16 protein-coding genes are annotated in these 21,386 nt (G+C 66.3%); 12 read left to right on the top strand and 4 right to left on the bottom strand.

Translation table 11 applies throughout. From position 1 onward, the window contains the following. Nucleotides 1–14: 14 nt before the first annotated feature. The 8 genes from ARADN35_RS0103340 (at nucleotide 15) to ARADN35_RS0103305 (ending at nucleotide 15,367) form a co-directional block, all read left to right on the top strand. The gene (locus ARADN35_RS0103340) at nucleotides 15–1,481 is read left to right on the top strand and encodes a short-chain fatty acyl-CoA regulator family protein (RefSeq protein ID WP_010458947.1); all 1,467 of its coding nucleotides are present in this window, start codon (nucleotides 15–17) and stop codon (nucleotides 1,479–1,481) included. Nucleotides 1,482–1,730: 249 nt separating this feature from the next. Beyond that, nucleotides 1,731–4,895 (top strand): bifunctional diguanylate cyclase/phosphodiesterase, encoded by a 3,165-nt coding sequence (locus tag ARADN35_RS0103335; RefSeq protein WP_035198023.1) that lies wholly within the window; start codon nucleotides 1,731–1,733, stop codon nucleotides 4,893–4,895. 286 nt (nucleotides 4,896–5,181) lie between these two features. Next, nucleotides 5,182–8,706 (top strand): chromosome segregation protein SMC, encoded by a 3,525-nt coding sequence (smc, locus tag ARADN35_RS0103330; RefSeq protein ID WP_010458943.1) that lies wholly within the window; start codon nucleotides 5,182–5,184, stop codon nucleotides 8,704–8,706. A 16-nt stretch (nucleotides 8,707–8,722) separates the two neighbouring features. After that, a complete protein-coding gene (locus ARADN35_RS0103325; protein WP_010458942.1) occupies nucleotides 8,723–9,841 on the top strand; it encodes a cell division protein FtsZ in 1,119 nt (372 codons plus the stop codon). An 8-nt stretch (nucleotides 9,842–9,849) separates the two neighbouring features. Next, nucleotides 9,850–10,317 (top strand): GNAT family N-acetyltransferase, encoded by a 468-nt coding sequence (locus ARADN35_RS0103320; protein ID WP_010458940.1) that lies wholly within the window; start codon nucleotides 9,850–9,852, stop codon nucleotides 10,315–10,317. Then, on the top strand, nucleotides 10,310–12,397 hold the full coding sequence (gene ligA, locus ARADN35_RS0103315; RefSeq protein ID WP_010458938.1) for an NAD-dependent DNA ligase LigA: 2,088 nt from the start codon (nucleotides 10,310–10,312) through the stop codon (nucleotides 12,395–12,397). The genes ARADN35_RS0103320 and ligA overlap by 8 nt, the downstream gene beginning before the upstream one ends. Nucleotides 12,398–12,425: 28 nt before the next feature. Beyond that, nucleotides 12,426–14,759: a penicillin-binding protein 1A gene (locus ARADN35_RS0103310; RefSeq protein WP_010458937.1), complete on the top strand. Its 2,334-nt coding sequence runs from the start codon at nucleotides 12,426–12,428 to the stop codon at nucleotides 14,757–14,759. A gap of 236 nt (nucleotides 14,760–14,995) precedes the next feature. Beyond that, the gene (locus ARADN35_RS0103305) at nucleotides 14,996–15,367 is read left to right on the top strand and encodes a collagen-like domain-containing protein (RefSeq protein WP_010458936.1); all 372 of its coding nucleotides are present in this window, start codon (nucleotides 14,996–14,998) and stop codon (nucleotides 15,365–15,367) included. Between the two features lie 57 nt (nucleotides 15,368–15,424). Here the strand turns inward: ARADN35_RS0103305 and ARADN35_RS0103300 are convergent, their stop codons facing one another. From ARADN35_RS0103300 to ARADN35_RS0103290, 3 genes are all read right to left on the bottom strand, one after another. Next, a complete protein-coding gene (locus ARADN35_RS0103300; protein ID WP_010458935.1) occupies nucleotides 15,425–15,649 on the bottom strand; it encodes a DUF1737 domain-containing protein in 225 nt (74 codons plus the stop codon). A gap of 8 nt (nucleotides 15,650–15,657) precedes the next feature. Next, on the bottom strand, nucleotides 15,658–16,209 hold the full coding sequence (locus ARADN35_RS0103295) for an NUDIX hydrolase (protein WP_010458934.1): 552 nt from the start codon (nucleotides 16,207–16,209) through the stop codon (nucleotides 15,658–15,660). A 123-nt stretch (nucleotides 16,210–16,332) separates the two neighbouring features. After that, complete coding sequence (locus ARADN35_RS0103290; RefSeq protein ID WP_010458932.1) at nucleotides 16,333–17,028, bottom strand: fumarylacetoacetate hydrolase family protein; 696 nt, start codon at nucleotides 17,026–17,028, stop codon at nucleotides 16,333–16,335. Nucleotides 17,029–17,197: 169 nt separating this feature from the next. On the opposite strand from ARADN35_RS0103290, the gene ARADN35_RS0103285 reads away from it, so the two are divergent. The 3 genes from ARADN35_RS0103285 (at nucleotide 17,198) to ARADN35_RS0103275 (ending at nucleotide 19,303) form a co-directional block, all read left to right on the top strand. After that, nucleotides 17,198–17,653 (top strand): MarR family winged helix-turn-helix transcriptional regulator, encoded by a 456-nt coding sequence (locus ARADN35_RS0103285; RefSeq protein WP_029413102.1) that lies wholly within the window; start codon nucleotides 17,198–17,200, stop codon nucleotides 17,651–17,653. A 109-nt stretch (nucleotides 17,654–17,762) separates the two neighbouring features. Next, nucleotides 17,763–18,431, top strand: a complete 669-nt coding sequence (maiA, locus tag ARADN35_RS0103280; RefSeq protein WP_010458928.1) for a maleylacetoacetate isomerase — start codon at nucleotides 17,763–17,765, stop codon at nucleotides 18,429–18,431. Next, entirely contained in the window at nucleotides 18,428–19,303 is an 876-nt protein-coding gene (locus ARADN35_RS0103275; RefSeq protein WP_010458927.1) for a purine nucleoside phosphorylase YfiH/LACC1 family protein, read from the top strand. The genes maiA and ARADN35_RS0103275 overlap by 4 nt, the downstream gene beginning before the upstream one ends. On the opposite strand, the gene ARADN35_RS0103270 is transcribed toward ARADN35_RS0103275, so the two are convergent. After that, nucleotides 19,223–19,561 (bottom strand): hypothetical protein, encoded by a 339-nt coding sequence (locus tag ARADN35_RS0103270; RefSeq protein WP_010458925.1) that lies wholly within the window; start codon nucleotides 19,559–19,561, stop codon nucleotides 19,223–19,225. The genes ARADN35_RS0103275 and ARADN35_RS0103270 overlap by 81 nt on opposite strands. Before the next feature lie 124 nt (nucleotides 19,562–19,685). Here ARADN35_RS0103270 and ARADN35_RS0103265 point away from each other — a divergent pair, with 124 nt between their 5' ends. Then, nucleotides 19,686–21,386 (top strand): PHA/PHB synthase family protein, encoded by a 1,701-nt coding sequence (locus ARADN35_RS0103265; protein ID WP_010458924.1) that lies wholly within the window; start codon nucleotides 19,686–19,688, stop codon nucleotides 21,384–21,386.

Below are 21,386 nucleotides of genomic sequence, written 5' to 3'. Positions count from 1 at the left end.
CTGAGAAAGATGGAATGAAAAAAACCTTCATGGGTGTGCGCCTGCGCCGCCTGCGCGAAGAGCGCGGCATGACCCAGGTGGCGCTGGCCCGGGCGCTGGACCTGTCGGCCAGCTACCTCAACCAGCTGGAGCAGAACCAGCGCCCACTCACGGTGCCTGTGCTGCTCAAGATCAATGCTGTGTTCGGTGTGGACGTGCAGCGCTTTTCGGACGACGACGAGGCGCGCCTCATCACCGGCCTGCGCGAGGTGCTGGCGGACCTGCCTGCCGGTGTGGGCAGGGAGGGCGCGGGCGATGCCGTGTCCCTGGCCGAGATCCGAGAGCTGGCCGCCGGCATGCCCGCTGTGGCGCGCACGCTGTTAGCGTTGCACCAGCGGCACCGCCAGGTGCTGGAACGGCTAGAGGCGCTGGGCAGCCTGGGTGACGACCGCAGTGGGGTGGCCCCACTGCCCAGCCACCCGCCCATGGCCTATGAAGAGGTGCGCGACTTCTTCTTTGCGCGCCAGAACCACATTGCCGAGCTGGACGACGCGGCCGAACGATGCGCCGCCGACTGGGGCCTGCTGCCCGGCCGGGCCGATGAGGCGCTGGCCCAACGCCTGCTCGTGGCCCACGGAGTGCGTGTGGTGGACGTGACCGAACTGCCAGGGCAGGCGCAGCGCGTATTCCATGCCGACACGGGGGTGCTGCAACTGGCGGCCGGTCTCGAACGGGGGCAGCGTGCCTTCCAGATGGCGACGCAGCTGGCGTTTCTGGAGCAGGGTGACGCGCTGCAGCGCATTGCCGACGGCGCCGCGCTGTCGAGCGACCAGGCCCGGGCGCTGGCACGCATTGGCCTGGCCAACTACTTTGCGGGGGCGCTGGTGCTGCCCTACACGGCCTTTTTGCGGGCGGCCGAAGCGGCGCGCTACGACATCGACCGGCTGGGCCACCAGTTTGGCGTGGGCTTCGAGACGGTGTGCCACCGCCTGTCCACCTTGCAACGCCCCAACGCGCGCGGCGTGCCGTTCTTCTTCATCCGCGTGGACCGCGCGGGCAACATCAGCAAGCGGCAGTCGGCCACGCACTTTCACTTCAGCAAGATCGGCGGCACCTGCCCACTTTGGAATGTGTACGAGGCCTTCGCCCAGCCAGGCCGCACCGTGCCGCAGGTGGCGCGCATGCCCGATGGCCGCGCCTACCTGTGGGTGGCCCGCGCGGTGTCGCGCAGCGGGGGCGGGTGGGGCGTGCCCGGCAAGGAGTTCTCGGTGGCACTGGGCTGCGACATCCGGCATGCACCGCAGCTGGTGTATTCCCGTGGGCTGGACCTGGCCAACCCCGAGGCCGCCGTGCCGATTGGCATGGGCTGCAAGGTGTGCGAGCGGGACGCCTGCCCGCAGCGAGCCTTCCCGCCCATCGGGCGGGCGCTGGATGTGAACGAGAACCGCAGCCGGTTCGCGCCGTATCCGGTGGCCGTGAGCCACGCACCGAGGCCGTCTTGACCCAGACTATAAAAATCACTCATCAATTCATAGCTGAAGACGCATGGGGCTGTTGCGCTGACGGCACTTTCCACCAAATAACTGGTTGGTAACCAGTTGTTATGCCGAAGGTTGCTCCAAAGCCTGGCGGATTGCCGCTATCCTGCGTTTTGCCCGGCGCCCTGGTGCGGCTGCCGCCGCGTATACCCATAACGCCAGTACCACTGCCCAGGCTCTGTTCTGATACCGAATGCCAACCCGCCCCACGCCATGGCCCCTCTGACGCAAAACGGTCGATACCGGCACTGGATGGCCGGATTGAGCGTGGCCGTGCTCGGGGTGACGATGAGCCTCTGGCTGGCATGGCAGCAGGCCGATTCCGTGGCCCAGGTCGGACGGGCGCGGTTCATGCAGGAGGCGCGCGCGTTTGCCGATGCGCTGAGCCAGCGCATCGAAGGTCATACCGAAGTCGTCAACGGCCTGCGTGGCCTGTTCACAGCCAATCCCCACCTCACGCGCCTGGAGTTTGAGCGTGCAGCCAGCGACCTTGAGGTGGGCCAGCGGTATCCCGGTGTGCGCAATCTGTCGTTCACCCGCTGGGTGCCCGGGGCCGAACGGGCGGCCTATGAAACCCGCGTGCGCGCCGACACATCGCTGACGACCCAGGGCTACCCCAACTTTGCCATCCGGCCGCCGGGCGAGCGGGCTGAGTATTTTGTGGCGGAATACCTGTGGCCCATGGCCGGCAACGAAAGTGTGCTGGGCCTGGACATCAGCGCCCAGCCCACCAACCTGGCCGCCATGCAGTACAGCCGGGACAGTGGCCACACGGTGGCCTCGGCACCGTTCGATTTGCTGCAGGAGGAAACCCACCGCCCCGGTTTCGTGATCCGCGTGCCGGTGTTTGATTACACGGCGGGCACGCCAGAGCCGCGTTTCATCGGTGCCGTGGCATCGACCATCCGGGTGTTCGACCTGGTGCAGGCGCTGGGCAGCCAGGGGCTGCTCAATGGGATTGTGGTGTCCATGGAAGACTACGGCTCGGTCCGGGCGGGCTCCACCGACACCACGGTGCGGCCCTTGCTCGCGCAGTCCTCGGCGGCGCTTCCGGGCGCGCCGCCCTTTGTGCGCGAGTTGCAGGTGCATGACCGGCGCTGGCGCCTCACCTTCCACCCTTCGCGCTCGTTCCTGTCGCCGTCCGAGGCGCGGCTGCCCGTGCTGGTCGGCCTGGGCGGCGCCCTGGTCTCGCTGCTGCTGGCATCTACCGTGGGCCTGCTGATGCGCCAGCGCACGCTGGCCCTTGCGCGGGCCCAGGCGTCCGACGAAGCCCGGCACGAGAGTGAAGAGCGCTTTCATGCCCTGTTCAACCAGGCCAGCGTGGGCGTGGCGCTGCTCGATACCTCCACCGGCCAATTTCTGCGCGCCAACCAGCGCTATTGCGACATCGTGGGCTACAGCCCCGAGGAAATGCGGGCGCTCCAGGTCCAGGCCCTCATCCACCCAGACGACCTGGAGACAGACGCGCAGCATCTGGAGCGCCTGAAGAAGGGGGATGTGCCCGAATACCGGCTGGAAAAGCGCTACCTCCACAAGAACGGGCAAGTGGTGTGGGTAGACCTCACGGTGTCGCCCATGTGGGTGCCGGGGGCCAAGCCCGACCACCACATCGCGGTGGTGCAGGACATCACGGCGCGCAAGCGCATGGAAGACACCCTGCGCAGCAACGAGCACCGGCTGCGCGGCATCCTGGAGCACCTGCCCATGGGGCTGTGCCTGGTCCAGCCCGACGGGCGCATCAGTTTTCGCAACGCGCGTTATGTCCAGATCTGTGGCTACACGGCGGAAGACGTGCCGGACGTGGAAACCTGGTGGCAGCGCGCTTACCCCGACGAAGCCGAACGCACCGCTGTCCACGGGGCCTGGCGCAGGGCCGCACAGCAGGCGCTGGCGGGCGACGGGGTGATAGCCGCCAGCGAATACACCATCCGCTGCGCCGATGGCACGCGGCGCCCGGTCGAGGTGTCCGGCGTGGTGGTGGAGGGCGGGCACCTTGTGACCATGCAGGACCTGAGCCAGCGCAAGGCGGCCGAGGAAGAGATCAACTACCTGGCCTACTACGACCCGCTCACCCGCCTGCCCAACCGCCGCCTGCTCATGGACCGCCTGCAACAGGCGCTGGCCACGAGTGCCCGCCACCAGCGCAGCGGCGCCTTGCTGCTGCTGGATCTGGACAATTTCAAGACACTCAACGAAACCCGGGGCCATGACAGCGGCGACAACCTGCTGCTGCAGGTGGCGCACCGGCTGCGCAGCTGTGTGCACGAAGACGACACCGTGGCCCGCCAGGGGGGCGATGAGTTTGTGGTGGTGCTGGAAGACCTGGGTGACAACCCGGAGGATGCCGCAGCCCGCAGCGAAGAAGTCGGCCAGCGCATCCTGACCGCACTGCGGGAGCCTTACCTGCTCAACGGCGCCGCGCACCACAGCTCGCTGAGCATGGGGGTCACCATTTTCAGCGGGATGCGCGAGACGGTGGACGAGCTGCTCAAGCGGGCCGACCTGGCCCTCTACCAGGCCAAGAATGCGGGCCGTGACACCTTGCGCTTTTACGACCCCCAGATGCAGGCGGCCGTCAGCGCGCGCGCCGCACTGGAACTGGACATGCGCATTGGCCTGGCGCAGGGCCAGTTCGAGCTGTACTACCAGCCACAGATCGACCGGGGCCGCATCACCGGGGCCGAGGCATTGCTGCGCTGGCGCCACCCGCGCGATGGGTTTGTCTCGCCCGCACATTTCATCCCGCTGGCGGAGGAGACCGGCCTCATCCTTCCGCTGGGTGAATGGGTGCTCCAGGCGGCCTGCGCACAGTTGGCGCGTTGGGCGCAACACCCCGACCTGGCGGTGCTGGGCATGGCCGTGAACGTGAGCCCGCGCCAGTTCCACCAGAGCGGTTTTGTGGCCCAGGTGCTGGCGGCACTGGCCAGCTCGGGGGCGCAGGGGCCCCAGCTCAAGCTGGAGATGACCGAAGGCCTGCTGCTGCAGGACGTGGAGGACACGATCGAGAAGATGGGCCAGCTCAAAGGGTATGGCGTGGGCTTCTCGCTGGACGACTTTGGTACTGGATATTCGTCGCTGGCCTATCTCAAGCGCCTGCCGCTGGACCAGCTCAAGATCGACCAGAGCTTCGTGCGCGACGTGCTTACCGACCCCAACGACGCCGCCATCGCCCGCACCGTGGTGGCGCTGGGCACCAGCCTGGGCCTGCGCGTGATTGCCGAAGGGGTGGAAACCGAGGCCCAGCGCGAGTTTCTGGAGCGCCACAACTGCCACGCCTGGCAGGGTTACCTCTTCAGCCCGCCCGTGCCGGTGGCGGAGTTCGAGGCGCTGGTGCGCAAAACCAATGGGGTGGACGCGCAAGACGCACAGGACGCGTAGCCCGGGAACGCTGCTCCAATCCGGCCCCGGGGCCTTGCTGGTACTGCGGGGAGTATCAATATTGGTAGCAATGAATCGTTGCTGGATAAGCGGAAGCCCCCATTTTTTCCAAATGTTTCCGTTGTGCCCTGGCTGTGGGGCGCTACCGTGCCGCCGAGGACCGGTGGCTGTCAGGCGGCGCGGTATCATTCCGCCCTTGTGCGACCTGCGTGTTCCGGCCCGGAACGTCCATCCGGCGCCACTTTGCATCCCTGCCTCCATCCTATTTTTGCCCGCCCCCTGACCCGTGCGTCTCACCTCGATCAAGCTTTCCGGATTCAAGTCGTTCGCTGAACCCACCAACTTCATGCTGCCCGGGCAACTGGTGGGCGTTGTGGGGCCGAACGGCTGCGGCAAGTCCAACATCATGGACGCGGTGCGCTGGGTGCTGGGTGAGAGCAAGGCCAGCGAGCTGCGCGGCGAGTCCATGCAGGACGTGATCTTCAGCGGCACCACCACGCGCAAGCAGGCGAGCCGCGCCAGTGTGGAGCTGGTGTTCGACAACTCCGACCACCGCGCCGGCGGCCAGTGGGGCCAGTACGGCGAGGTCGCGGTGCGCCGCGTGCTTACGCGCGACGGCACCAGCAGCTACTACCTGAACAATCAGCCGGTGCGCCGCCGTGACGTGCAGGACGTGTTCCTGGGTACGGGCCTGGGGCCGCGGGCCTACGCCATCATCGGCCAGGGCACCATCAGCCGCATCATCGAATCGCGCCCCGAAGAGCTGCGCCTGTTTCTCGAAGAGGCCGCCGGTGTCTCCAAGTACAAAGAGCGCCGCCGCGAGACGGAAAACCGCCTTTCGGACACGCGCGAGAACCTCACGCGGGTCGAAGACATCCTGCGCGAGCTGAACGCCAACCTCGAAAAACTCGAAAAGCAGGCCGAGGTGGCCGCCAAATACAACACGCTGCAGGCCGACGCCACGCTCAAGCAGTACCAGCAGTGGTTTTTGAAGCGCGCCGAGGCCGAAGAGCAGCAGAACAAGGTGCGCCTGGACGGCCTGCAAGCCGTCAACGACCTTGAATCGCGCATGGCCGACCTGCGCGCCGTCGAGTCCGATCTCGAAACCATCCGGCAGGCCCACTATGCGGCGGGCGACCAGGTGAACCAGGCCCAGGGCAAGCTTTATGAAGCCACGGCCGAGGTCGGCAAGCTCGAAGCCGAGATCCGCTACGTGATCGAAGGCCGCCAGCGCGTGGAGCAGCGCCTGGTCACGCTGGCCGAGCAGATCGCCCAGTGGCAGGCCCGCAAGGAAGAGGCTGACATCGAGCTCGAAAACCTGGCCGGTGCCGGCGTGGACGCCGAAGAACGCGCCGAGATGCTGGCCGCCCAGGTCGAAGAGCAGGCCATGCAGCTGCCCGACCTGGAAGAAGCCCTGCGCCAGGCCCAAAGCCGCACGGCCGAGCAGCGCAGCAGCGTGGTGCAGGTGCAGCAGCAGATTGGCGTGCTGGCCGCCGAGCAGCGCAGCATCGACGAACAAAGCCGCCAGCTCGACAGCCGCTTCGAGCGCCTGCGCACCGACCGCAATGCGCTGGCCGCGCCCGATGAAGCCCGCCTGACGAACCTGCGTGAGCAGCTCGAAGAAGCGCAAGAGATTGCCGAGACCACCGAAGCCCGACTGCACGAACTGCAGGAGTCCGTGCCCCAGCTCGACGACGACCGCCGCACCCGCCAGCAGGCCGTCAACACCGAAAGTGCCCGCCAGGCCGACCTGTCGGCGCGCATGGAGGCCCTGAAGGCGCTGCAGGAAAAGGTCAAGACCGACGGCAAGCTGCGTCCCTGGCTGGCCAAACATGGCCTCGACGGCCTGCAAGGTCTGTGGAGCCGCATCCACATCGAACCCGGCTGGGAAAACGCGCTGGAAGCTGCATTGCGCGAGCGACTGGCCGCGCTGGAAGTAGGGCGCCTGGACATGGTGCGTGGCTTCCTCGGCTCCGGCGGCAACGATGCGCCCCCAGCTCGGCTGGCCTTCTACAGCGCCCCCGCAGCAGGCCACCCCGAGCCATCGTCACCCCATGCCCGCTTGTCCGACCTGCTGCGCCTGAACGATGCCGGCCTGCGTGCCGTGATGGTGGACTGGCTGCAAGGCTGCTACACCGCCCCCACGCTGGACGACGCCCTGGCCCGCCGCAGCACGCTGCAACCCGGGGAGGTGGTGTTTGTTCCTACCGGCCATGCGGTCAGCGCCCACAGCGTGAGCTTTTACGCGCAGGACTCCGAGCAGTCCGGCATGCTGGCCCGCGCGCAGGAGATCGAGCACCTCGAAAAAGAATTGCGCGCGCAGGCACTGATCGCCGAAGAATCGCGCACCGCCCTGGTCCGCGCCGAGGCCGCGTATGCCGATGCCTCCCAGCGCTTGGTGGCCGCCCGCCGCGAAGCCACCGAAACCCAGAGCCGTGCCCACGAGCTGCAGGTCGAAACCCTGCGCCTCACGCAGTTGGCCGAACAGACCCGCGCGCGCAGCCAGCAAATCGACGGCGACCTGGCCGAGGTGGAGGCCCAGTTGGCCGATCTGCAGGAACGCCGCGTGGCGGCCGAAGCGCGCTTTGAAGAACTGGACATGCAACTGGCCGACAGCCAGGAGCGCGAGGCCCAGCTGGGCGACAAGGTCATCGAAGCCGAGCGCAAGCTCACCGCTTGCCGCGAGCAGCAGCGCACGCTGGAGCGCCAGGCGCAAGAGGCCACCTTCTCGCAACGCAGCCTGGAGGCGCGCCGCGCCGAACTCAACCGCTCCATCGAAACTGCCACCCAGCAGGCCAAGGCCTTGGCCGACGAAGAGCAGCGCGCGCGCGATGAGCTTGCCCGCCTGTCGGATGCGGCCGCGCAAGGCGGCCTGCAGGCCGCACTGGAAGTGAAAATGGAGCGCGAAAAAGCGCTTGGCGCCCAGCGAAGCGAATACGACGACCTCACCACCAAGCTGCGGGCCAGCGATGAACGCCGCATGCAGCTCGAACGCGCGCTGGACCCGCTGCGCGCCCGCATCACCGAATTCCAGCTCAAGGAACAGGCCGCGCGCCTGGGCCTGGAGCAGTACACCACCTTGCTGGCAGACGCGCAGGCGGATCTGGAGGCCGTGGCCCAGTCGATCACCGACGGCAACGTGCGCGTGACCGGCCTGCAAAGCGAAATCGACCGCCTGCACCGTGAAATCGCCGCCCTGGGCGCCGTCAATCTGGCCGCGCTGGACGAACTCAAGCTGGCCAGCGAGCGCAAGATTTTCCTGGACGCACAGACGGCCGACCTGACCGAGGCCATGAACACGCTGGAAGACGCGATCCGCAAGATCGACGGTGAAACACGCCAGCTGCTCTCGGGCACCTTCGACACCGTCAACGGGCATTTTGGGCGCATGTTCCCCGAGCTGTTTGGCGGTGGGCAGGCCAAGTTGATCATCACCGGCGACGAAATCCTCGACTCCGGCGTGCAGGTGATGGCCCAGCCGCCCGGCAAGAAGAACCAGACCATCCACCTGCTGTCGGGTGGCGAAAAAGCCCTCACGGCGATTGCGCTGGTGTTTGCCATCTTCCAGCTCAACCCCGCGCCGTTCTGCCTGCTGGACGAGGTGGATGCGCCGCTGGACGACGCCAACACCGAGCGCTACGCCAAGCTGGTCTCCAGCATGAGCAAGGGCACGCAGTTCTTGTTCATCAGCCACAACAAGATCGCGATGGAAATGGCCGAGCAACTGATCGGCGTGACCATGCAGGAGCAGGGCGTGTCGCGCATCGTGGCCGTCGATATGGAATCGGCCCTCTCCATGGCAGACGCTTGAAACAACCCACCCAACCATGAGCACATTGCAACTGAGTCTGGCCATCATCGGCGGTCTGGTGCTGGCCCTCATCGTGGCCTACAACACCTGGACCTCGCGCCGCAATGCGCCCAAGCGCGCCCTGCCGCAAGACCCCGTGGACCCTGCCGGTGAACCGGCCCAGCGCCAGGAGCCCGGCTTCGACGCGGGGGCTACCGTCGCCGTGCCGCCGGGTGAATACCACGGCCTGGACCGTGGCCCCGATCCCTCGGAGCACGCCGTGGACCCGGGCGATGCCCTGCAGCTGCCCGTGCCGCCGTTCTCGCTGGAGCGCCGCCCCGGGCTCGATCCGCTCATTGATGTGATTGCATCACTGCAGCCTGAGCATGTGGTCTCGGGCGACGCTGCCCTGGCTGCGCTGCCGCCCACGCGCCGCGCAGGCAGCAAGCCGTTTGCCATCGAAGGGCTCAACGAAGCGACCCAGCAGTGGGAAACCCCTGCACCTGGCCAGCGCTATCAGAGCTTTCAGGCCGGCGTGCAACTGGCCAACCGCATGGGGGCGCTCAACGAGATCGAGTTTTCGGAGTTTGTCGTCAAGGCCCAGGCCTTTGCCGACACCGTGAACGCCGCGCCCGACTTCCCCGACATGCTGCAGGAAGTGGCCCGAGCGCGTGAGCTGGACCAGTTCGCCAGCGACCACGACGCTCAGCTGATGTTCATGCTGCGCGCCCGCCAGGCCGCCTGGAGCCCCGGCTACGTGCAGCAGAACGCCGCCCGCTTGGGTTTTGTGCCCGGTGCCATGCCAGGCCGCCTGGTACTGCCCGCCAGCGCACAGGGCCTGCCACCGCTGCTCACGCTGGGCTACGACACCCAGGCTGCGCTGGCCGAAGACCCCGACCAGTCCGCCATCCGCGACATCACCCTGAGCCTGGACGTGGCCCAGGTGCACCGCACCGAACAGCCTTTTGCGCGCCTGCGCGACGTAGGGGCCGCGCTGTGCGACGCGATGGACGGGGTGCTCTGCGACCAGAACGGCCAGCCGCTGCCCACGATGGCCATGGACCCCATTGCTGCGGACCTGGAGCTGCTGTACGACCAGCTCGACGGACGCGATCTGTCGGCGGGATCGGTGCTGGCGCGCCGGCTTTTTAGCTAGGCCTCCGCATGAGCGCAACGCTGGTACGGCTGGCGCATGAGGTCGATCACAGCGCCGTCAGGGCGCTGTACCGCGAATTGCGGCCCCAGGACCCTGTGCTGGGCGACGATGCATCGCTGGACAACTTTCGCGCCGTGCTGCAGTCCCCTACCGTGCGGCTGGTGGTGGCGCTGTGGCATGGCGAGGTCGGCGCGACCTGCATGCTGGTGCTCCTGCCCAATTTCGCCAGCGCCGGGATGCCTATTGGTGTCGTCGAGCATGTCATCACGGGTGGGCGCTTCCGACGCCAGGGACTGGCCCGGGCAGCGCTGGAGTTCGCGCTGGACGCAGCCTGGGCCCTGAACTGCTGCAAGGTTTTCCTGCTGTCGGGTGCGCAGCGCGCGGATGCCCACAGGCTCTATGAATCCGTAGGCTTCGCGGGCGGCAGGGAACTGGGGTTTGTCAAAAAGAATCCCAGCTTGGGCCACCATGACTGAACAATCAGATCTTTTTTCGGCCCCAGCGCCCGCAGATCAAGCGCAACCGGCTATCAAAATCAAAGCGCTGCGCGACCAGCTCAACCAGTGGGCGCACCAGTACTACGTGCTGGACGAACCCACGGTGCCCGACGCTGAATACGACCGCGTGTTCCGCGAACTGCAGGGGCTGGAGGCCGCGCACCCTGATCTGGTTACCCCCGATTCACCCACGCAGCGCGTGATTGGCGCGGTGATGGAGGGCTTGGCCTCGGTGCGCCACGCGGTGCCCATGCTCAGCATCCACACCGAGACCGACACCGAGGCCACGGGCGCGCAGGCGTTTGATGCCCGCGTGCGGCGCGAGCTGGGCCTGACCGACGCTGACCCCGCCATTGAATACGTGGCCGAGCCCAAGTTCGATGGCCTGGCCATGAGCCTGCGCTATGAAAACGGCCGCCTGGTGCAGGCCGCCACACGGGGTGATGGTGAAGTGGGCGAGGACGTGACGCACAACATCCGCACCATCCGGCAGATTCCGCTGACCTTGCCCGACGGCGTGCCGCCGCTGCTGGAAGTACGCGGCGAGGTCTACATGCGCCGCGCCGACTTCGACGCGCTCAATGAGCGCCAGCGGGAGCAGGGCGGCAAGACCTTTGTGAACCCGCGCAATGCGGCTGCGGGGGCGGTGCGCCAGCTCGACTCCGGCATCACCGCCCAGCGCCCCTTGAGTTTTTTTGCCTATGGCCTGGGCGCCATCACGCCGCCCGGCGAGGGTGGGCCGGTGTTCCGCACGCACTACGAGATGCTGTTGACCCTCAAATCATGGGGTTTTCCGGTCGCGGCGCAGGTGCAGATTGCGACAGGCGCTACGGAATTGGTAGCGTTTCACCAGCAGGTGGGCGCCAGCCGCGATGCGTTGCCCTACGACATTGACGGTGTGGTCTACAAGGTCAACTCGCTGCAGCTGCAGCGCGACCTGGGTTTCAAGACCCGCGAGCCGCGCTGGGCCGTGGCGCACAAGTACCCAGCACAGGAGATGGCCACGAAGATCGAAGGCATCGATGTGCAGGTGGGCCGCACCGGCAAGATCACGCCGGTCGCGCGCCTCGCGCCCGTGTTTGTGGGGGGCGTCACCGTTACCAATGCTACGTTGCACAACCTGTTCGAGATCCGCAAGAAGGGTGTGCGCGTGGGCGACACCGTCATCGTGCGCCGTGCGGGCGATGTGATTCCTGAGGTGGTGGGCGTGATGCCTGGCAACCGCATGGGCTATGTGCCCAACTTCCAGATGCCCAAGGCCTGCCCGGTGTGCGGCAGCGACGTGGTGCGCGAAAAAGGCGAGGCCAACCACCGCTGCACGGGTGGCCTGTTCTGCGCCGCACAGCGTAAGGAGGCCATCCTGCACTTTGCCGCGCGCCGCGCCATGGACATCGAGGGCCTGGGCGACAAGCTGGTGGACCAGCTGGTGGACGCCAACGTGATCCGTACGCTGCCCGACCTGTACCGGCTGGGCCTGACCTCCCTCATCGCGCTGGAGCGCATGGCCGAAAAATCGGCCCAGAACGTGCTGGCGGCGCTCGAAAAATCCAAGCAGACCACCTTGCCACGTTTTCTGTTCGGCCTGGGGCTGCGCCATGTGGGCGAGGCCACGGCCAAGGACCTCGCACGGCACTTTGGCACGCTGGACGCCATCATGGATGCGAGCGTGGAGCAGTTGCTGGAGGTGAACGATGTGGGCCCCGTGGTGGCACAGAGCCTGCACACCTTCTTCCAGCAGCCGCACAACCGCGAGGTGGTCGAACAACTGCGCGCCTGCGGCGTGACCTGGCCCGAAGGCCCTGTGGCCGAACGCGCCCCGCAGATCCTCGCGGGCAAGACCGTGGTGCTGACCGGCACCCTGCCGACCTTGAGCCGCGACGCGGCCAAGGACATGCTCGAAGCTGCCGGCGCCAAGGTGGCCGGTTCGGTCAGCAAGAAGACCAGCTATGTGGTGGCGGGCGAAGAAGCCGGCAGCAAGCTGGCCAAAGCCGAAGAGCTCGGCGTGCCCGTGCTGGACGAAGCCGGCATGCTGGCATTGCTGTCGGGCACGGGCGCCTGAGGCACTCTCCCCTTTCTCTGAGTTTTTGATGCGCACCTTGCTGCTTTCCTTCCAGGCCCGCGCCGCGGCCCTGTTCCGCTGGCTGGCCGGCCTGTTTGCCTGGATGCCCCGCCCGCTGCGCCGCGCGCTGATGTGGGGCGCCCTGGCGCTGCCTGCCACCGTGCTGGTGTACACACTGGCGTTGATCCCGTTTACCCCCTCCATCAGCGACATCCGCAAGGCCAAGAGCGAGCTGCCCGCGCAGCTCATGTCGGTGGACGGCAAGCTGCTGGCCGAATACCGCTGGGCCAACCGTGAATGGGTGGAGCTCAACCAGATATCACCCAACGTGGTGAATGCGCTCATCGCCACCGAAGACCACCGTTTCTACGACCACTTCGGGCTCGACTGGCGGCGCACGGCGTCGTCGGTGGTGCACACGCTGCGCGGCGACCCACAGGGCGGCTCCACCATCACGCAGCAGCTGGCGCGCAACCTGTTCCCAGAGGAAATCGGGCGCTCGCGCGTTTTCCCGCAGGCCCTCACGCGCAAGCTCAAAGAGGCGATCACGGCGGTCAAGATCGAGGTTTCGTACACCAAGGACGAGATCCTGGAGACCTACCTCAATACCGTGCCGTTCCTGTACAACGCGTTCGGCATCGAGATGGCGGCACGCACCTATTTCGACAAATCGGCCGACAAGCTCAATGTGCTGGAAAGCGCCACGCTGATTGGCATGCTCAAGGGCACGGCCTACTACAACCCCGTGCTCAACCCCGAGCGTGCCCAAGCACGGCGCAACACCGTGCTGTCGCAAATGGTCAAGCGCGGCAAACTGGAGGAAAAGCAGCTGGAGGCGCTGCAAAAACGTCCGCTGCGCGTCAATTTCGAGCGGCAGACCGAGGTCATGGGCCCCGCACCGCACTTTGCGATGCAACTGCGCAAGCAGCTCATCGCCTGGGCCGACAGCAACGGCTACAACCTGTACTCCGATGGCCTGGTGATCCGCACCACCATCGACTCGCGCCTGCAGGCCATCGCCAACCAGGCGGTAGCGCGCCAGGGGCGCCAGCTGCAGGGGGTGGCCGACACCGCCTGGTCCCAGCGCAATGGCTGGGGTCCGAAGAGCGAACTGGTGCAGACACTGGTGCGCGAAAGCGCCGAATACCGCGCCGCTGTGGACAAGGGCCAGGCCCCCGAAGAAGCGTTGCAGGCGTTGCTGGATGACACCGCCTTCCTGCAAAAGCTGCGCGCCGAGAAGACACGCGTGCAGGCCGGGTTCCTGGCGCAGGACCCGGTCACCGGCCACGTGCTGGCCTGGGTGGGCAGCCGCGATTTTGCGCAAGACCCGTTTGACCATGTGCAGGCGGCGCGGCGCCAGCCCGGCTCCACGTTCAAGCCCTTTGTGTATGGCGCGGCGTTTGCCAGCGGCGCGTCGCCCGACGACACGCTGATGGACGCGGCCGTGGAAATCCCCCTTGGCGGGGGCCGCGTGTGGCGCCCCACCGATGGGGGTGCGCCCAGCGACCAGCCCATGACGCTGGGCGATGGCCTGGCGTTCTCCAAGAACACCATCACCGCGCAGGTCATGCAGCAGGTGGGCCCCGCCCGTGTGGCCGAGGTGGCGCGGGCCCTGGGGGTGCGCCAGTCGCCGCTGGAAGAGGTGCCGTCCCTGGCGCTGGGCACCAGCCCGGTCACCCTGAAAGAAATGGTGACGGCCTACAGCTCCATCGCCAACCTGGGCCGCTATGTGGAGCCGGTGTTGATCACCCGCATCGAGGACCGCCACGGCAAGGTGCTGGAGACGTTTGCCCCCTCAGCCCCTGAAGAAGTTTTCGAGCCGCGCGCAGCGCAGACCCTGCGCAACGCCATGCGCGGCGCCATCGACAAGGGCACGGCCACCGCGATCCGCAGCCGCTATGGCATCCAGGCCGATGTGGCAGGCAAGACCGGCACCACGCAGGACAACACCGATGGCTGGTTCATCCTGATGCATGCGCGCGTTGTGGCCGGTGCCTGGGCGGGCTTCAACGACGGCCGCATCACGCTGCGCAGCGACCACTGGGGGCAGGGCGCCCGCAGTGCGCTGCCCATGGTGGGCGAATTCATGCAGCAGGCGATCCGTGCCAAGGTGATCAACGGCAACGACCGTTTTGTGGACGAGTTTGTGGATGCCCCACCACCCCCCGCCGATGGATCGCTGGGCGCCATGCGCGACTGGATCCGCGGGCTGTTCGGGGGCAATCCGCAATCCCCGCCTGTTCCGGCACCCTGGCCTGGTACTCCGCCCCGGCTCGGCAGCGATGGCCTGCCACCGGTGACGACAGACCCAGCCGGTTCATCGAGGCCGCCTGTGCCGCCCGAGGAGCGGGTGGGCGGGTAAGTCCGAACCGGCGGGTGGGCGGCGGGCGAACCTCCGCACACCGCCGCCACAGAGACGTTGCGCGCTGCGGGCCGATCTTGAGCAGACCTCGACGTTGTAGGACGGCGTCGCCAGTCATTGCACAGTGCGGGCGCCGCCTGCCTTATGCGCGCAACCGAACAGACCCTCCAGGGTGCGTCCCGCACATTGGTCCATGCAGCCGTTGTTGGGCTGCATGCAACGCCAAAGGACTCACCATGAAAACGATTACCACCACCTTGCTTGTGCTGGCCACCCTCACCCTGGGCGCCTGCACGGGCCCTATGGGCCCCCCGGGAGCACAGGGCAATACCGGCAACACGGGATATACCGGCAAGACCGGTGACACAGGAGCCACGGGCAACACGGGCTACACCGGTGCCACAGGCAGCATGGGGTCCACAGGGGCCACTGGCGGGCAGGGCAGCACCGGTGCCACGGGCATGCAGGGCGCGACGGGCTACCAGGGGGACACAGGCGCCACGGGTGCCAAGGGCAATACGGGCAACACCGGAAGCAAGGGCAACACCGGGAATACCGGCACCTCGGGCGACGGCAGCACGGTCATCGTGATACCCGCCAAGCCTTGACGATCTGCGTGCGGCTGCTCACGGCGCCGCAACAGCCGATCTGCTGAACGGCCGAAGTCAGGCCACCGTGCCAGACCAGACGATGGCCTGCGCCACGATCACGGACTGGCCATTGAACGTGGCGGCTGGAGACCCGTACAAGCGATAGCCCAGGGCCAGCGCATCGCTCACGCGGCGGCAAAAGCTGGCGTCGTCGGGGCCGGTGAGCAGGCGGTAGACGGGCAGGCCGTCCGGTGGTGTACTGGACGGGGCGGGCGATGCAGGCGCTGTGAAGACAGTCATGGCGCGGCCTATTCGATATCAATGAAGTGCATACCCATGGTGCCCGCCTTGCGGTCGGCAAAGTAACACTCCAGCGTTTCCTTCACGGTGCGAAACGCGAGTTCGTCCCACGGTACCTCGTCTTCGGTAAACAGCCGGGCCTCGATGGTTTCGTAGCCGGGGTTGAACTGGTCGCTCAGCAGCGTGGCGCGGTAGAACAGGTGCACCTGGCCCACGCGGCGCACGTTGAGCAGGCTGAACAGCGGGCCCATTTCAATCTGTGCGCCAGCCTCTTCATCGGTCTCGCGCGCGGCGCCCTGGGCCGTGGTTTCGTCCAGCTCCATGAAGCCTGCGGGCAGCGTCCATTTGCCCCAGCGCGGCTCGATGTTGCGCTTGCACAGCAGGATGCGGCCATCGGGCAGCGCGGGCACGGTGCCCACCACGTTGAGCGGGTTCTCGTAGTGCACCGTGTTGCAGACGGGGCACACCGCGCGCTGCTTGGTGTCGCCATCGTCCGGCAGGCGGTAGACCACGGCGGTGCCACAGGCGCGGCAGTGTTTGATAGGGCTGCGGAAGGTCATCGGAGGATTTTCTGGGTCAAATAGGCTACCAGCGCTTGTCGTATAAGCGCTGGCAGCTATGAAAAGCATAGTGTAGGGGCTGCGCACCCGGGCCAGGGTCGCGTGGCGCCCTGGCCGGGGGCGTCACACCACGCTCAGCCGCAACGTGCCCAGGCCCTCGACGCCACCCTCCAGTACATCGCCGCGCACCACCGCGCCCACGCCTTCGGGGGTGCCGGTGTAGATCAGGTCGCCGGGCTGCAGCTCCCACGCGGCCGAAAGGTGCTCGATGGTTTCGGCAATGTTCCAGATCAGCTGCGCCACGGTGCTGCGTTGCTTGTCCGCTCCGTTGACCTGCAGCCAGATGGCCGCCTTGGCCACGTCGCCAGCCTGCGCCGCGGGGGTGATGGGGCCAATGGGCGCGCTGGCGTCAAAGCCCTTGCCGATGCACCAGGGGCGGCCCTGTTTCTTCATGTCGTTCTGCAGGTCGCGGCGCGTCATGTCCAGGCCCACTGCGTAGCCATAGATGTGTGTGAACGCATCGGCGGCAGCGATGTTTTTGCCACCCTTGCCGATGGCCACGACCAGTTCGATCTCGTGGTGCAGGTTGGCCGTCAGGCTGGGGTAGGGCAGCTGGCCGGTTTCGCCCGCGTTGACCACCACAATGGCATCGGCGGGCTTCATGAAGAAGAAGGGTGGCTCGCGGCCGGTGAAGCCCATTTCCTTGGCATGCTCTTCGTAGTTACGGCCCACGCAATAAATGCGGTGCACGGGAAAGCGGTCGCCGCTGCCCACCACGGGCACGCTGGCCACGGGGGCGGGAGAAAACACGTAGCTCATGTCAGCCTCTCGAATTTCTGGGTTCAATGGAAATGAATGATTGCCCGACGGCGCGGATGCCAGGGCATGGACTGTGTCGCAAAAACCCCGGGTTGGACCCGGCGCGGCCTCGGTGTGGCAGTGTGCCATGGGCGCGGGCCGTCTGCTGTGGGGCGCTACACTCGCGCCCATGGCAAAGAGCTTCGATTTCCACAACACGCCAGGCCACCTGGTGCGCCGTGCCCACCAGCGAACCGTGGCGCTTTTCATGGAAGAAACTGCGGGGTTTGACGTGACGCCGGTACAGTTCGCCATCCTGCATGAATTGCTGGCCCGGCCCGGTGAAGACCAGGTCACGCTGGCCTCCCGCGTGGCGTTTGATGCGGCCACGTCGGGCTCGGTGATCGGGCGGCTTGAAAAGCGCGGCTGGATTCGCCGAGAGCCTGATACCGGCGACCGCCGCCGCAAGCTGCTGTGGATCACTCCGGAGGGCGAAGTGGCCGCGCTGCAGATGCGTGATGCCGCCCAGCGCGTGCAGGAGCGGTTGATGGCTCCGCTCAATGCGCAGGAGCGCGTCGATCTGATGTCCATCCTGTCCAAAGTTGTCTACAACCACCAGGACCCTGCGGGAGCGTCGGGCGCCTGACGGACCAAGCGCGGGGCGGCGCCAAGGCCAGCGTACTGCGCGCCAGCTGTAGCTGCGGTGCCCCGCCCGCCACGTTTTTGACCCTTCCATTCAACAACGGATTTCTTGCATGCAGCTCTACAACTACTTCCGTTCTTCCGCCTCGTTCCGCGTGCGCATTGCGCTGCAGATCAAGGGCCTGTCTTATGACTACATCCCCGTGCACCTCCTCAAGGGCGAGCACCATGCCCCCGAATACGCAAGCCGCGTCGGCGATGCGCTGGTGCCCTTGATGGTGACGGACGACGGCGCGGCGCTGTCGCAGTCGATGGCCATCATCGAGTACCTGGAAGAAACCCATCCCGCGCCAGCCCTGCTGCCCCCGACCCCGCTGGCGCGTGCGCGTGTGCGTGCGCTGGCCCAGATGGTGGCGTGCGAGATCCATCCCCTGAACAATCCGCGTGTGCTCAAGTACCTGGTGCGTGAGCTGAAGGTGGAGGAAGACGCCAAGAACGCGTGGTACCGCCACTGGGTGCGCAACGGGCTCGAGGCCTTTGAGCGCCAGCTGGCGCTGCTGGCACAAGCGCGTGCGGCCCAGGGCCTGGCCCCTTCTGTGCTGTGCTGGGGCGACACCCCCACGCTGGCCGATTGCTGCCTCGTGCCGCAGATCTTCAATGGCCGGCGCTTCAACGTGAACCTGGAGGGCTTGCCACTCACGATGGGCGCATTCGACGCCTGCATGGCGCTGCCCGCCTTCCAGAAGGCGCAGCCTTCCGCTTGCCCGGACCACGAAGCTTGAGCCCCCACGAAGGCCCTTTGGCTGCGGCCGATTGCCTGGTGCCCGACTGGCCCGTACCCCCGGGCGTGCGCGCACTGTGCACCACCCGTGCGGGTGGAGTGAGCCTGCCGCCCTATGACAGCCTGAACCTGGGTACCCATGTGGGGGACAACCCCGCTGCGGTACACACCAACCGCCTGCGGCTGCAATCCACGGTGGGCACTGCGCCGACGAGCGCACGGCCAGTGTTTCTGAACCAGGTGCACGGCGATGGCGTGGTGCACCTGGATGGCAGCACGCCTGACGGCATCGACGCCGATGCCTGCGTGGCCACTGCGCCCGGAGTGGCCTGCACCATCATGGTGGCCGACTGCCTGCCGGTGCTGTGGGCCCACCGCTCGGGCCAGATGGTGGCGGCAGCGCATGCAGGGTGGCGCGGGCTTGCAGGAGTGGGCGGGCAGGGTGTGCTGGAAGCAGTTTTCAAGCGTTTTGAGGCTCTGGCGCTGGATGGGAAAGCGCTGGGTGCTACCAAAAATGGAGCAATCAATCTTTCCCCAACGCTCGCCCAGGACATGCTGGTCTGGCTGGGGCCCTGCATTGGCCCCCAGGCCTTCGAAGTGGGGCCCGAAGTGCGCGCAGCATTTTGCGAGGCGAATCCGGCTTCAGAGACGTGTTTTATGCCGAGCGGCGATGTCTGGGGCAAATACCTGTGCGACCTGGCCGGACTGGCACGGCTGCGGCTGCAGGCCCTGGGAATCACCCACATCCATGGCAACGACGGCACATCATCCTGGTGCACCGTGACCAACGCCTCACGGTTCTTTTCGCACCGCCGCGACAGCGCTGCCCTCGGCGGTAGCGGGCGCTTCGCCGCCTGCATCTGGCGCAGCTGAACCAAGTAATTCAGGGCTGGTTGCGGCAGCAGCGGCGGCCTGCCCGGCATCGTAGGCCGCTTGTTCCGCAGCCTCACGTGCCTTGATTGCCCGCTTGCGTGAAGGTGTGCCAAGGATGTACACCAGAATGCCCATGGGCAGCAGGCCATACAGCGCAAAGGTGATCACGGCGCCCAGCACCGTGCCGTTGGGGCTGGTGGCTTCGGCCACCGCCATCATGAGGGTGACGTACGTCCAGGCGATGACGATGAGGTACATTGGTTTGTGTTCACTGGAAGGGTTGAATCCGTTGCCATGTGCAAAGGGCTCGGCAACAATGAACCCGAGAGATAAAAAACCAGAAGCTTTGCCGCTGCGAGCGACCAATCACTGAGGAAAGAGCATGAATTCTGAATCACCCTGGGCCGAGAGCGCCGAGCAGTTCCAGAAGATTTTCGGGCAAAGCTGGTCGCAGGCGCTGCAGTCGTTCCAGAAGCTGGACATGGGTACCCAGGTACCTGCAGCACCACCCCTGAAATTTTCGCTCACCAAGCTGCAGTCCCTGCAGCAGCAGTATCTGAAAGATGCGCAGGAACTCTGGGCCCAGGGCCTGCAGGGCGCTCCTGAAGTCAAGGACCGCCGCTTCTCCGGTGAGGGCTGGGCCAGCAACCCCGTTGCCGCGTTCTCGGCCGCAGCCTACCTGCTCAATGCCCGCACCCTCATGGGCCTGGCCGATGCGGTGGAGTCCGATGAAAAAACCAAGGCCCGCATCCGCTTTGGCGTGGAGCAGTGGATGGCCGCCATGGCACCCAGCAACTTCCTGGCCTTCAACGCCGAAGCGCAGAAGAAAGCCATCGAGACCAAGGGCGAAAGCATTGCCAAGGGCATGCAGAACCTGCTGCACGACATCACCCAGGGCCACGTGTCGATGACCGACGAAAGCCTGTTCGAGGTGGGCCGCAACGTGGCCACCACCGAAGGTGCCGTGGTGTTCGAGAACGAATTGTTCCAGCTGCTCGAATACAAGCCTCTCACCGCCAAGGTCTACGAGCGCCCGTTTCTGCTGGTGCCGCCGTGCATCAACAAGTTCTACATCCTCGACCTGCAGCCCGAGAACTCGCTGATTCGCTACGCCGTCGACCAGGGCCACCGCACCTTTGTGGTGAGCTGGCGAAACCCCGACGACAGCCTGGCCCACAAGACCTGGGACGATTACGTGGAAGACGGCGCCATGGCCGCCATCGACGTGGTGCAGAACATCACGGGCGCCGATCAGATCAACGCGCTGGGCTTTTGCGTGGGCGGCACCATTCTGAGCAATGCGCTGGCCGTGCTGGCAGCGCGTGGCGATGAGCCCGTGGCCAGCGCAACGTTCTTGACCACGCTGATCGACTTCACCGACACCGGCATCCTCGACGTGTTCATCGACGAGGCTTTCGTGAAGTTCCGAGAGATGCAGATGGGCAAAGGCGGCCTCATGAAGGGGCAGGACCTGGCCTCGACCTTCAGCTTTCTGCGGCCCAATGACCTGGTGTGGAACTACGTGGTGGGCAACTACCTCAAGGGCGAAACGCCACCCCCTTTCGACCTGCTGTACTGGAACAGCGACAGCACCAACCTGCCGGGCCCGTTCTATGCGTGGTACCTGCGCAATTTCTACCTGGAAAACAGCCTGGTAAAACCCGGCAAGCTCACGGTGTGCGGCGAGAAGATGGACCTTGGCAACCTCACGCTGCCCGTCTACATCTACGGCTCGCGCGAGGACCACATCGTGCCCATCAATGCCGCCTATGCCTCCACCCAGGTGCTGCCCGGCAAGAAGCGTTTTGTGATGGGGGCCTCGGGCCACATCGCGGGCGTCATCAACCCACCCGCCAAAGGCAAGCGCAGCCACTGGATCCGCGCCGATGGCAAGCTGCCCGCCACGCTCGACCAATGGCTGGACGGCGCCACCGAACACTCCGGCAGCTGGTGGACCGACTGGGCCGGCTGGCTCAAAGGCCATGCAGGCAAGCAGATTGCAGCGCCCAAGGGCTATGGCAAGGGCACCAAATTCAAGGCCATTGAGCCCGCACCTGGCAGCTATGTGAAGCAGAAATCCTGA

The sequence above is a fragment of the Acidovorax radicis N35 genome (assembly GCF_000204195.1).
In the GTDB taxonomy this organism is placed as follows: Bacteria; Pseudomonadota; Gammaproteobacteria; order Burkholderiales; family Burkholderiaceae_C; genus Acidovorax; species Acidovorax radicis.
The sequence above is the reverse complement of the archived record's forward strand: the minus strand, read 5'-3'. Positions and strand labels throughout refer to the sequence as shown.